Here is an 11,941-nt window from a genome sequence, read left to right as displayed (position 1 = left end):
GATCCCGAAAAGTGAGAACCGCTTTTCGGAAGCGATCATGCGGCAGGAAGAGGGTAGAGGGGATGTCGATCGCAGCTGATCTCATCCCGCTCTGCACCTGATCTCATCCCGCTCTGGGGCGCCGACGCCGGCTGTGCCGGCGGCCCGCTTCGTCTCCCCGTGTTCCCGAACGCAATCGCCCCGGCATGGCGCCGCCCGGCTCCGGGATATCCCGAAGCCGGAGCGCTCCCGGGCATCCGTCACATCTTGCGGAAGGACACGAACCGGGCGGCCTCGACCAGTGAGGCGGCCCGGTCGCCGAATGGCTCGAGCATCTCCTCGGCACCGGCGACCAGCGCGGCGAGGCGATCCTCGAGGGCGCGCTTGCCGTAGATCTGCGCGAGGGTCTGCTTGCCCTGCTCGCGATCCTTGCCGGTCGCCTTGCCGACCACCGCGGGGTCGCCGTATTCGTCGAGGATGTCGTCGGCGAGCTGGAAGGCGATGCCGACATTCTCGCCGTAGCGGCGCATGCGGGTGCGATCGTCCTCGCTGGCACCCGCGACCAGCGCCCCGGCCTCGCAGGCGCAGGAGATCAGCGCACCGGTCTTCATCGCCTGCATGCGGGTGATCTCGATCTCCGACCGCGGCTTGGCGCCTGCCTGCATGTCGAGGACCTGGCCGCCGACCATGCCCGGCGCGCCCGCCTTCCTCGCCATCAGCGTGATGAGCTTGAGCCGGACGTCCGGCGTGATCGTGTCGACCGCGGCGACGATCCCGAAGGCCAGCGTCAGCAGGGCATCGCCGGCCAGAATCGCCGTCGCCTCGTCGAACGCCTTGTGGACGGTCGGCTTGCCGCGCCGCAGGTCGTCGTCGTCCATGGCGGGAAGATCGTCATGGACGAGGGAGTAGGAATGGATGCATTCGATCGCCAGACCGACCTGCATCGCCGTCTTGGCGTCGCCATCGAGGATCCTGGCCACTTCGCAGACAAGGAACGGCCGCAGCCGCTTGCCGCCGTTCAGCACGCCGTGCCGCATGGCGTTCAGCAGATGGTGTGGCGTGCCCGCGACCAACTGGTGGGACGACAGCACATCGTCCAGAAGATCGCCGACGCCCGCCGCATGGGTCTTGAGTATCGCTTCGAAATCGCCGGGCTTCATCTTGTTCATCTCTTCTCGATATGTGTGTCTTACGTTCACGGGTGGAGGCTTTTTCGATCTCTCTCCAGAAGCCATTGCGCCTGGTTTATAGCGCCGATAAGTAAAGGCAGCCCTTCCAGCGCTGCTCCTCCATCGTCATCATCGAACCCATCGAACGTCCCATGCTCAAAACGACGAAGCGCATCGCCGCTTGGGTCATCCTCGTTATCCTCGTCCTCGTGGCCATCCCGCTGGTGCTGACACCGGTCTACGCGATTCGCGGCGTCCATCCGGTCTCGACCCTGATGCTGTGGGACGAGGTCACCGTCCGTCCGGTGCTCCGGGACTGGGTGTCGATCGACGACGTCGCGCCGGTCATGCTGCACTCCATCATCAAGTCTGAGGACAGCCAGTTCTGCCGACACCGCGGCGTCGACTGGGGCGAGATGCTGGCGGTGATCGACCAGGCCCTCGACGGTGAGGAAACCCGCGGCGCCTCGACGATCACCATGCAGACGGTCAAGAATCTCTTTCTCTGGAACGGTCGGTCCTTCATTCGCAAGGGCATGGAGCTGCCGCTCGCACTCTACTTCGACTTCGTCCTGTCGAAGCGCCGGATCATGGAAATCTACGTCAACATCGCCGAGTGGGACACCGGCGTCTACGGCATCGAGGCGGCGAGCCAGCATTATTTCGGCAAGCCGGCGGCAAAGCTGACGGCTCGCCAGGCCGAGCTCCTGACCGTCTCGCTGCCGGCTCCGGACGCACGCAATCCCGCCGATCCGAGCGCGACCATGCGGCGGCTGGCGCAGCGGCTCGCGGCACGCTCCGGCGCCTATGTGGGCTGTCTCGACGCTGACTGACCAGTTCGGGCTGACCAGTTCGGGCTGCTCGGGGCGGGTCGCAGGATCGGCGGGGGCGGCGATGCCGCGAAGGGGCCCGCTGCATCCTTCCGCCGAGGCGGTGCCCGGTCTGGCGGCCGTCATCATCGCGTCACGGCGGGTCTTTCCTTTTGCCCGGGTCTTTGCTATGGCCAGCCTCGAATTCCCGTCATGCCGGTGTTCCCGTGCGGCCCTTCGGCCCATGAGGGCGCTTTTCGACGTGAATACCGGGCCCGCCGGCGACAAGCGCGGATGGACCGGACGGATGTAGACCTGAGACGAACAAGACGCGACCGGCCCTTCGTTTCCACGAACCGGCGCCGGAATTGGAGCAGACCATGGCCGTACCCAAACGGAAGACGACCCCGTCCAAGCGCGGCATGCGCCGCTCGGCCGACGCCCTCAAGGCGCCGACCTACATCGAGGACAAGAACTCCGGCGAGCTGCGCCGTCCGCATCACATCGACCTGAAGACGGGCATGTATCGCGGCAAGCAGATCCTCACCGTCAAGGACTGAGACGAGCGCAGCCCGCGGCCTGCCGTATCGGGCGTCGCGGCATTCTCGCCAGTCGATGATCAAGCCGGGTCCGCCCGGCTTTTTCTTTGCGTGCTCACGCTCGCCGCGACGTTCCGGCTCCCGGCTGTCGCCGCCTGCCATGCGTGCCGCGGCGCTTGCTCCCGCGTCGGACGGGCGGACGTGTCGGCGCGCCGAGACACCTGCGACATCATGCCGTCGGCATTCCCGAATTTGACATTTGTCCGGGCGGACTTCGTAAGTGGCGGCCGCCACGATTTCGCTCCGGCCGGCCGGAAAGACATGCAGAAAGACCGATGAAGCCGAAGAGGGACGCCGTCGACCGGGTCGCCCAGATCTGCTCCGCCCTGCGCCGGGCGATCATCGAGCGGGCGCTGTCGCCGGGCGACAAGCTGCCGGAGGACCAGCTCGGCGAGAGCTTCGGTGTCAGCCGGACGATCGCCCGCCAGGCGCTGGGCCAGCTGGCGGCCGAGGGCCTCGTCAATCTCCGGCGCAACCGCATCGCGGTCGTGGCGACGCCCACCGTCGAGGAGGCGCGCGACACCTTCGAGATCCGCATCGCGCTCGAAGCGCTGGTGGCCGATTGCCTCGCCGCCGCCATTACCCCCGAGCAGATCGCAGAGCTGCGCCGGCACATCGCCGACCAGGCGGCGGCCGACCCGGTCAGCCAGTCGGCGTCGATCCGCCTCGCCACCGATTTTCACGTCCTCCTGGCCGGGATGACCGGCCGCCCGATCCTCGAGCGATACGTGACCGAGGTTGCCTATCGCAGCGGCCTCGCCCTTTCGGCCTATGGCCGGCCGCATTCGAACGATTGCGCCATCGAGGAGCATCGCCAGATCGTCGATGCGCTGGAGGAGGGCGACGCCGAGGTCGCGGCCGCGGCGATGACGGGGCATCTCTCCGCCGTCGCCGACCGTGCGATGATCCGTTCGCCGGAGCGGGTCCAGCGCGACCTCGCCGCGATCCTCGCCCCGTTCATCGCCGGCTGATCCGGTCCGATCACGGACAGCGCAATCCCTGCACGACCCGCCCGTCCGCCACGATGGCGCGTGGACGCGTCGATCCGCGTCCTGTCCGTCCATCCGCTGCGAAGAAAATTGGCGCGCCCACTTTCTTTCGTCCGGTGAAAGTGCATACACTTGATGGTCAAAAGTGCATGCAAAAAACTTGGGCAGCTGGCTGCTTTTTCGCGCATGGCTGCGCATTTCCCCCGAAGCCGGACAGAAAGGTTCCTGCCATGATCGCTAGACGTTTGTTCCTTGCCACCGTCGTCGCGGTTGGCCTCTCGGCATCGCCGGCCTTTGCCGAGACGCTGACGGTCGGCGCCAATGTCGGCAACGTCCCCTGGGAGTTTCAGGACCAGAGCGGCGAGATCACCGGTTTCGAGGTCGAGCTCGTCAAGGAGGTCGCCTCGCGCCTCGGCTATGACGGCGCCGACATCCAGAACATCCCGTTCAACGGCCTGTTCTCCGCCGTCCAGTCCGGCCGCATCGACGTCGCGGTCTCCTCGATCACCATCACCGAGGAGCGGCTGAAGTCGGTGTCCTTCGCCCAGCCCTATTACGACAGCGACCAGTCGCTGGCGGCCAAGGCCGATGCCGGTATCGCCAGTTCCGCTGACCTCGAGGGCAAGACCGTCGGCGTCGACACCGGCTCGACCGGCGACATGTATGCGACCGAGCGCGAGAAGGACTGGGGCCTGAGCGAGATCCGCCGCTACGAGGGCCTCAACCCGGCGATGCTCGACCTCCAGGCCGGCCGCATCGACGGCTACGTTTCCGACATTCCGGCGGTCGCCTACTATCTGAAGGACAAGCCGGCGATGAAGGTCGTCGAGCGGCTGGCGACGGGCGAGCAGTATTCGATGATGTTCGCCAAGGATGCCGAGCTGGCCACCAAGGTCAACGGCGTCCTCGATACGCTGAAGGACGAGGGCTTCATCGCCAAGCTGCACGAGAAGTGGTTCGGTACGGTGCCGGAAGCCACCACCAGCACCGTCGAGAAGCGCCCGATGCCGACACCGAAATCCTGACAACGCCAGCCTGACGGCGGCTCTGCCGCCGGCCGTCGAGGGCTCCGGCGCGCAGGATGCGCCGGAGCCCTCTCGCCGCCTTCCCGTCGCGAAAGATCCCGATGGACCTCGTCACGACCTTCTTCAACTGGCCGATCTTCGTGCGGTCGCTGCCGCTGCTGCTCGACGGGCTGTGGCGCACGATCGCGCTCGGCTTCCTGTCGATCGTGCTCGGCCTTGCCGGCGGCCTGCTGCTGGCGCTGGGCCGGATGTACGGGCCGCGCTTCCTCAAGGCCGTCATCATCGCCTATGTCGATGTCTTCCGGGCGCTGCCGGTGCTGGTCTGGCTAGTCATCGTCTATTACGCGCTGCCCTTCGTCGGCATCAGCCTGTCGCCCTTTGCCAGCGCGGCCTTCGCTCTGACCACGGTGTCGAGCGCCTACACCGCCGAGATCTACCGCGCCGGCATCGACGCCATTCCCCGCGGCCAGTTCGAGGCGGCCCAGGCGATCGGGCTCTCGGCCTTCGACCTGATGCGCGACGTCGTCCTGCCCCAGGCGATCCGCATCGTCATCCCGCCGCTCACCAACAATTCGATCAACGTCATGAAGGACACCGCGCTCGCCTCCGTCGTCGCCATGCCGGACCTCCTGAAGCAGGCGACCCAGGCCCAGGCGCTGGCCGCCAACCCGACGCCGCTGATCGGCGCGGCGTTTCTCTACCTGCTGCTGCTGCTGCCGCTGGTGCGGCTGGTGGCGATCTTCGAGAAGCGGCTCGGCCGCTCGGGGCGGCGCTGATGACGACGGGCACCAGTCCTTCGCCGATCATCGCCATGCGCGGCGTGACCAAGCGCTTCGGCGAATTCTGCGCGCTGAAGTCCATCGACCTCGACGTCGCGCCGGGGGAGGTGGTCGTCCTGCTGGGACCGTCCGGCTCCGGCAAGTCGACCCTCATCCGTTGCATCAACCTCCTCGAGACCTATGACGAGGGCGACGTCGTCGTCGACGGCATCCGGGTCGAGGAGGGGCGAAATCTCAGACAGGTGCGCGAGGAGGTCGGGATGGTCTTCCAGGCCTTCAACCTCTTTCCCAATCTCACCGTCCGCGACAACGTCGCGCTCGGCCCGGTCCGGGTGCGCGGCCTGTCCTGGCAAGCCGCGAGGGCGAAGGCGCAGGCCCTGCTCGCCCGCGTCGGCATCGGCGAGCAGGCGGAGAAATATCCCATCCAGCTCTCCGGCGGCCAGCAGCAGCGGGTCGGCATCGCCAGGGCACTGGCGATGGAGCCGCGCATCCTGCTCTTCGACGAGCCGACCTCGGCGCTCGATCCGGAGATGGTCGGCGAGGTGCTCGACGTCATCCGCACGCTGGCCGGCACCGGCACGACCATGCTGCTCGTCACCCACGAGATGGGGTTCGCCCGCAAGGTCGCCGACCGCATCGTCTTCATGGAGGCCGGCGAGATCAAGGAGATCGCCTCGCCGGACCGCTTCTTCACCGAACCTTCGAGCGAGCGCGCCCGCGCCTTCCTCGACGCCGTCCTCAACCACTGAAGTCTTCTCGCGCCGCTTGTGCTTCAAGCCGGCGCCCGTCGCATGAAAGGCAGCCTCGATGGCTCTCGATCTCGAATTCGTCAGGTCACAGTTTCCCGCGCTCGCCGGCGAATGGGTGTTCATGGACAATGCCGGCGGCAGCCAGGTGCTCCGGACCGTCGCCGAGCGGGTGTCGGACTATCTCCTGACCTCCAACGTCCAGACCGGGGCGAGCTATGCCCCGAGCCTCGCCTCGGCCGAGCGGGTGCGCGAGGCGCGCCGGGCCTATGCACGCTTCATGAATGCCGCCGATGCCTCCGAGATCGTCATGGGCGCCTCGTCGACGGCGCTGTTTCGCTATTTGTCCGAGGCCATGACCGGCAGGCTCATGGCCGGCGACGAGATCATCCTCACCAATGCCGACCACGAGGCCAATATCGGACCGTGGCTGAAGCACCGGGAGCGCGGCGTCGTCGTCAAGTTCTGGAACGTCGACCCGGACAGCTTCGAGCTCGAGCTGGACGGCCTGAAGGATCTCCTCACCGAGCGCACGAAACTCGTCTGCGTCACCCATGCCTCGAACATCCTCGGCACCATCAACCCGATCGCCGAGATTGCCGCGATCGCCCACGCCGCCGGCGCCGAAGTCGTGGTCGACGCCGTCGCCTATGCGCCGCACCGGGCGATCGACGTGAAGGCTCTGGGCTGCGACTACTACGTCTTCTCGAGCTACAAGGTGTTCGGCCCGCATTTCGCGGTGATGTGGAGCCCGAAGGACAAGCTTCTCGCCCTCGACAACATCTACCACTTCTTCATGACCAGGAAGTCGGTGCCCTACAAGATCGAGCCGGGCAACATCAATTACGAGGCGGCCTGGGGCGCCATCGGCGCGGTCGACTATGTCGAGGAACTCGGGCGCCAGGCCGGGGCGGGCGAGGGGCACGCTGCGATCGAGGCCGGCTTTGCCGGCATCGCCGAACAGGAGCGCGTCGTCACCGCCCGGCTGATGGACTTCCTGCAGAGCCGCAATTCGGTGCGCATCATCGGGCGCCCGTCCAGCGCCATCGCGGACCGCGTCGCGACCGTCAGCTTCACCGTCGAGCCGCAGGATTCCAAGGCTGTGGTCGAGGCCGTCGACGCGGCGAAGATCGGCATCCGCAATGGCCATTTCTACGCCTACCGGCTGATCGACGATCTCGGTCTGATGGGGCAGAACGGCGTCGTGCGGGTGTCGATGGTCCACTACAACACGCTGGACGAGGTGGACCGCCTCGTCGCCGCGCTCGAGCCGAAGCTCTGACGGCAGGAGGATCACCGGCAATGTTCGATCTTCTCATCCGCGGCGGCACGATCGCCACCGCCTCCGACGTCTATGTGGCGGACGTCGCCATCCAGGACGGCGTCATCGTCCAGATCGGCCGCGATCTCGGCGTCGCCAGGGAAACCGTCGATGCGAGCGGGCGCTATGTCCTGCCCGGCGGCATCGACAGCCATGTCCACATCTCCCAGCCCTCGGGCGAGGGCATCGTCATGGCCGACGATTTCGAGAGCGGCACGCGTTCGGCGCTTTTCGGCGGCAACACCACCGTCATGCCCTTCTGCCTGCAGAAGAAGGGCGAGGGGCTGCGCTCGGCGCTGAACGACTATCACGCGCTGGCCGAGGGCAACTGCTACACCGACGTCTCCTTCCACATGATCGTCTCGGATCCGAGCGATCAGGTGCTCGGCCAGGAACTGCCGGCCCTCGTCGAGGACGGCTACACCTCGCTGAAGGTGTTCATGACCTATGAGGATCTGCGGCTCTCGGACGCCCAGATCCTCGGCGTCCTCGACACCGCCCGGCGGACCGGCGCCCTCGTCATGGTCCACTGCGAGAACGAGGACGCGATCCGCTATCTGATCGGCCGGCACGAGGCCGAGGGCGACGTCGCACCGCGGGCCCATGCGACCACCCGGCCGATCGCGGCCGAGCGCGAGGCCACCCACCGGGCGCTGTCGCTGGCCGAGATCGTCGACGTGCCGCTGGTCATCGTCCACGTCTCCAACCGGGAATCCATGGAGGAGATCGAGCGGGCCCGACAACGTGGCCGCAAGGTGATCGGCGAGACCTGCCCGCAATATCTGATGCTGACCGCCGACGATCTCGACGGCATGGACTGGGAGGGGGCGAAGTTCGTCTGCTCGCCGCCGCCCCGCGACAAGGCGAGCCAGGACGCCTGCTGGGACGGGATCGAGCGGGGCGTCTTCGACCTCTATTCCTCCGACCACTGCCCGTTCCGCTACGACGATCCCGAAGGCAAGCTGAATCCCAGGGGCAAGGAGAGCTTCCGCCACATCCCGAACGGTATCCCGGGCGTCGAGACGCGGCTGCCGATCCTGTTTTCGGAAGGCTTCATGAAGGGGCGGATCGATCTGCCGCGCTTCGTCGCGCTGTCGGCCACCAACCATGCCAAGGCCTATGGTCTCTATCCCAGGAAGGGCACGATCGCCATCGGGGCCGACGCCGACATCGCCATCTGGGATCCGGCCCAAAGGCGCACCATCCGCCACGCCGACCTCCACGACGCCTCGGACTATTCGCCCTATGAGGGGATCGAGATCACCGGCTGGCCGACGACCGTCATCCTCGGCGGCTGCGTCGTCATGGCCGACGGCCAGCTGACCGGCGAAGCCCGGGGCGGACGGTACGTTCCGCGGGAGCGCCCTGCCGATCGCGGCGGCATGCTTGGGTTTTCCGGCAGCGGCGCCTGATCGCGGAGCCTCCCGCACGGCGCGGCATTTCCGAGCGCCACCGATCAGCGCGGCGAAGTTTTCCGGAACATGCTCTGGTGCAGCGGGCCGGGGATTTGATACGCCTGCGGATGGCGGCATCGTGCCGCGGCCGGCCATCGGGCTTCGTTCGCGCGCCGCCCCGAGCGCGAAGACGGAGGCGGAGCATGGACGAGGCAGGTATCCTGCGAGACTTGCGGGCGGTCCTCGGCGACAGGGGTGTCGTCGCCGACGCGGCCGGGATGCAGCCCCATCTGGAAGACTGGACGGGACGCTTTCATGGCCGCGCCCTCGCGGTCGCCCGCCCTGCCTCGACAGACGACGTCGTCGCGGTGGTCGCGCTCGCCCGCGAGCACGGGCTCGGCCTCGTTCCCCAGGGCGGCCGCACCAGCCTCGCCGCGGGCGCGACGCCCGATGGGTCCGGCGGCAACCTCCTCCTCAGCCTCGAGCGGATGAACCGCATCCTCGCCATCGACCGCGTCGGTCTCAGCGTCGCCGTCGAGGCCGGCGCCATCGTCGACACCGTGCGCGATGCCTTGCGCGCGGTCGGCCGCGACCTGCCCATCTCCTTCGGCGCCAGCGGCTCGGCCACCATCGGCGGTGTCGTCGCGACCAATGCCGGCGGCGCGAACGTTTTGCGCTACGGCATGACCGGCCGCTTCGTCCTGGGGCTCGAGGCGGTGCTGGCCGACGGCACGGTGGTCGGCGGCGTCACGCCGCTCCACAAGGACAATTCCGGCCTCAACTGGCCGCAGCTCCTGGTCGGCAGCGAGGGCACCCTCGGCATCGTGACGCGCGCCGTCCTGAAGACCCATCCGCTCAACGGCCATGTCTGCGCGGCGCTGCTGTCGGTCGCCGACGTCGCCACCGCGCTGACGCTCTACGAGCTGGCGGTGGACAGGGTCGGCGAGCGGCTGTCGGCCTTCGAGCTGATGTCCGGCGCCGCCGTCCGCCACGTCGAGACGGCGCTCAAAACCGCCTCGCCGATCCCGGTCTCGCCCTGGATGCTGCTGATCGAGGCGGCCAGCGTCTCGGCCAGCATCGAGGGGGATTTCGAGAGTTTCGTCGAGGCGGCGATGGAGGCGGGGCTGGTGGAGGACGGGACGATCGCCGCCTCCGGCGAGCAGGCCGCCGCCTTCTGGCGCCTGCGTGAGAGCCTGACCGAGGCCGAGGCGAAGACCGGGCCCTCGGCCAAGCACGACGTCTCGGTTCCCATCGCGGCACTGCCGGACTTCGTCGCGGCGGCGACGGCGGCGCTCGCCGAGCTGGACGCCGGCCTTCAGCCGAACGTCTTCGGCCATGTCGGCGACGGCAACTTGCATTTCAACGTCCTCGGCGTCGACGAGGCGACCCGTCACCGGGTGAACCGGCTCGTCCACGACGTCGTCGCCTCGTTCGGCGGTTCGATCTCGGCCGAGCACGGCATCGGCCAGTACCGGCTCGAAGAAGCCTATCGTCTGCTTGCCGACGCGCAGCTGCGACTGCAGGAGCGGCTGAAGCACGCGCTCGACCCCGGTGGCCTCCTCAATCCGGGCAAGGTGTTCCGCCGCAGGCCAGATTGACGGCGGGCGTCTCGCGGCTTCCGGCGCTGCGTCCTCGCGAATGCCGGGGCATGATCGCCACGCTCGCGGCGCCCCGATCATGCCCCGTCGGCCTCAGTCGAGCACCCGCCTCAGCGCCGGGATCCGGCGGATGACGAGGAGGTCGAGGGCAAGGACGGCGAGGAGCGTCGCGCCCACCAGCGGAAACAGCGCGGACAGAAGCAGCGTCAAAAGGACGACGCCCTTCGCCATCGGCACCGTCTCGTGGTGAAGGACGGGTGCTGCGAGACCGAAGCGCCCCTTCGGCCGCCGCATCCACCACAGGACGATGCCGCTCGCCGCCATGACGATGACCGCCAAGCAGAACAGCGTGTTCAGAGCGACGTTCCAGCCGCCCATGTCGCCCTGGTGGAGCGCGATCGCGACCGCCATGGCCTTGCCGGGAAGCGAATAGTCGGCAAAGCCGACATCGGCGAGGATGCGGCCGGTGAAGCGGTCCACATGGACGGTGCGGTCGACGGTGGGATCGGGGGAATCGTCGCTCATGGAATCCTGCGAGATCGTCCAGACGCCGGTCTCGCCGGATGGCAGGTTGACCTGGAAGCGGCCCTCGGCGCCGAAGCCGAGCTTCTTCGCAAGCGCCGCGATCGTATCGATGTCCACGGCGGTACCGGCCGGCATGCCCGCATGGCCGGCCATCGAGCCGGAGGCCGGCATCGGCGTCTGCTCGAGGGCCCAGGGCACCTCCTTCATGGCACCGTGGTTCATCGCGGCATGAGTCTCGTCCGACAGGGGCACGGCGTCCCACTTCGCCGCCGGAAAGGTGCTCCAGGCCTGGGTGTACTTCTCGCCCCAGATGCCGGTCCAGGACATGCCGGAGACGAGGAAGGCGAGAAGCACGACCGAGAGATAGAAGCCGAGCGTCCCGTGCAGCGACTTCATCAGCCGGCGGCCGCGGGCGGCAAGGTTCGGCACCAGCATCCGGCGCAGCCCGCTCTCTCCACGTGGCCACCACAGATAGAGCCCGGTCACGACGAGGACGACGCCGAAGCCCGCGGCGATCTCGATCATCCGGTCGCCGACCGTGCCGATCAGAAGCGTGCCGTGGATCTCGTCGGCGAACACGTACCAGCCGGCGCGGCGCAGCCAGCTGTCGAGGACCTGGCCGGTCGAGGGATCGACGGCGACCATGCGCGCATCGTCGCCGCGATCGACGCGGAACAGCGCCGGACGGTCGGCCGCCAGCGGCGCGAGGTACTGCTTCAGCGTGCCGCCGGGGACGGCGGCAAGGGCTGCGTCCGCCTGGACGGAAACCGCGACGGGCTGGCCGGGCGCAACGCTCAGGCTGCGCTCGCCGTCGCGGCCGTCGAGGACGCCGATCCACAGCATGATCAGCCCGGTGACGGCGAGCATCAGCAGGAACGGCACGACGTAGAGGCCGGCATAGAAATGCCATCGCCAGACGGCGCGGTAGAGCGCCGGGGCCGAGCCGCTCTGTTCGGCCGAGCCGGCGCGGTCGAGGGAAATGTCGGACATGGAGGTTCCTTGAGAGGG

At 67.9% G+C, this 11,941-nt stretch carries 11 protein-coding genes; 9 read left to right on the top strand and 2 right to left on the bottom strand.

What is annotated here, in order from left to right; translation table 11 throughout:
• Positions 1-239: 239 nt before the first annotated feature.
• A complete protein-coding gene (locus ATO4_RS08365; RefSeq protein WP_083591048.1) occupies positions 240-1,139 on the bottom strand; it encodes a polyprenyl synthetase family protein in 900 nt (299 codons plus the stop codon).
• Positions 1,140-1,300: 161 nt separating this feature from the next.
• Between ATO4_RS08365 and ATO4_RS08360 the strand changes: the two genes are divergently transcribed.
• The 9 genes from ATO4_RS08360 to ATO4_RS08320 all read left to right on the top strand — a co-directional run bounded on the left by ATO4_RS08360 (position 1,301) and on the right by ATO4_RS08320 (position 10,408).
• A complete protein-coding gene (locus ATO4_RS08360; RefSeq protein ID WP_083590983.1) occupies positions 1,301-1,981 on the top strand; it encodes a transglycosylase domain-containing protein in 681 nt (226 codons plus the stop codon).
• 356 nt (positions 1,982-2,337) lie between these two features.
• Entirely contained in the window at positions 2,338-2,517 is a 180-nt protein-coding gene (rpmF, locus tag ATO4_RS08355) for a 50S ribosomal protein L32 (RefSeq protein ID WP_083591047.1), read from the top strand.
• 314 nt (positions 2,518-2,831) lie between these two features.
• Positions 2,832-3,527: a GntR family transcriptional regulator gene (locus tag ATO4_RS08350; protein WP_083590981.1), complete on the top strand. Its 696-nt coding sequence runs from the start codon at positions 2,832-2,834 to the stop codon at positions 3,525-3,527.
• 248 nt (positions 3,528-3,775) lie between these two features.
• Entirely contained in the window at positions 3,776-4,570 is a 795-nt protein-coding gene (locus tag ATO4_RS08345) for a transporter substrate-binding domain-containing protein (protein ID WP_083590980.1), read from the top strand.
• 101 nt (positions 4,571-4,671) lie between these two features.
• Positions 4,672-5,346 (top strand): amino acid ABC transporter permease, encoded by a 675-nt coding sequence (locus tag ATO4_RS08340; RefSeq protein WP_083590978.1) that lies wholly within the window; start codon positions 4,672-4,674, stop codon positions 5,344-5,346.
• Positions 5,346-6,098, top strand: coding sequence for an amino acid ABC transporter ATP-binding protein (locus ATO4_RS08335; protein WP_083590976.1), 753 nt, complete (start codon positions 5,346-5,348; stop codon positions 6,096-6,098). Before ATO4_RS08340 ends, ATO4_RS08335 begins: the two co-directional genes overlap by 1 nt.
• A 58-nt stretch (positions 6,099-6,156) precedes the next feature.
• Positions 6,157-7,377 carry a cysteine desulfurase-like protein gene (locus ATO4_RS08330; protein ID WP_083590974.1) on the top strand — a complete coding sequence of 407 codons (1,221 nt, stop codon included), beginning with the start codon at positions 6,157-6,159 and terminating at the stop codon, positions 7,375-7,377.
• A 20-nt stretch (positions 7,378-7,397) separates the two neighbouring features.
• Positions 7,398-8,828: a dihydropyrimidinase gene (gene hydA, locus ATO4_RS08325; RefSeq protein WP_083590972.1), complete on the top strand. Its 1,431-nt coding sequence runs from the start codon at positions 7,398-7,400 to the stop codon at positions 8,826-8,828.
• Positions 8,829-9,013: 185 nt separating this feature from the next.
• Positions 9,014-10,408 (top strand): FAD-binding oxidoreductase, encoded by a 1,395-nt coding sequence (locus tag ATO4_RS08320; protein WP_083590971.1) that lies wholly within the window; start codon positions 9,014-9,016, stop codon positions 10,406-10,408.
• A gap of 93 nt (positions 10,409-10,501) precedes the next feature.
• Here the strand turns inward: ATO4_RS08320 and ATO4_RS08315 are convergent, their stop codons facing one another.
• Positions 10,502-11,923 (bottom strand): PepSY domain-containing protein, encoded by a 1,422-nt coding sequence (locus ATO4_RS08315; protein WP_083590969.1) that lies wholly within the window; start codon positions 11,921-11,923, stop codon positions 10,502-10,504.
• Positions 11,924-11,941 lie beyond the last annotated feature (18 nt).

Source organism: Aurantimonas sp. 22II-16-19i (assembly GCF_002088275.1).
Lineage (GTDB): Bacteria > Pseudomonadota > Alphaproteobacteria > Rhizobiales > Rhizobiaceae > Jiella.
Note: the sequence above shows the minus strand (reverse complement) of the source record. Positions and strands in the feature narration are given on the sequence as shown.

What these genes read in the sequence shown, in the direction of transcription:
- ATO4_RS08365 (WP_083591048.1), bottom strand. Translation starts at nt 1,139, where the DNA reads ATGAAGCCCGGCGATTTCGAAGCGATACTCAAGACCCATGCGGCGGGC.
- ATO4_RS08360 (WP_083590983.1), top strand. Translation starts at nt 1,301, where the DNA reads ATGCTCAAAACGACGAAGCGCATCGCCGCTTGGGTCATCCTCGTTATC.
- rpmF (WP_083591047.1), top strand. Translation starts at nt 2,338, where the DNA reads ATGGCCGTACCCAAACGGAAGACGACCCCGTCCAAGCGCGGCATGCGC.
- ATO4_RS08345 (WP_083590980.1), top strand. Translation starts at nt 3,776, where the DNA reads ATGATCGCTAGACGTTTGTTCCTTGCCACCGTCGTCGCGGTTGGCCTC.
- ATO4_RS08330 (WP_083590974.1), top strand. Translation starts at nt 6,157, where the DNA reads ATGGCTCTCGATCTCGAATTCGTCAGGTCACAGTTTCCCGCGCTCGCC.
- ATO4_RS08335 (WP_083590976.1), top strand. Translation starts at nt 5,346, where the DNA reads ATGACGACGGGCACCAGTCCTTCGCCGATCATCGCCATGCGCGGCGTG.
- ATO4_RS08320 (WP_083590971.1), top strand. Translation starts at nt 9,014, where the DNA reads ATGGACGAGGCAGGTATCCTGCGAGACTTGCGGGCGGTCCTCGGCGAC.
- ATO4_RS08350 (WP_083590981.1), top strand. Translation starts at nt 2,832, where the DNA reads ATGAAGCCGAAGAGGGACGCCGTCGACCGGGTCGCCCAGATCTGCTCC.
- ATO4_RS08315 (WP_083590969.1), bottom strand. Translation starts at nt 11,923, where the DNA reads ATGTCCGACATTTCCCTCGACCGCGCCGGCTCGGCCGAACAGAGCGGC.
- ATO4_RS08340 (WP_083590978.1), top strand. Translation starts at nt 4,672, where the DNA reads ATGGACCTCGTCACGACCTTCTTCAACTGGCCGATCTTCGTGCGGTCG.
- hydA (WP_083590972.1), top strand. Translation starts at nt 7,398, where the DNA reads ATGTTCGATCTTCTCATCCGCGGCGGCACGATCGCCACCGCCTCCGAC.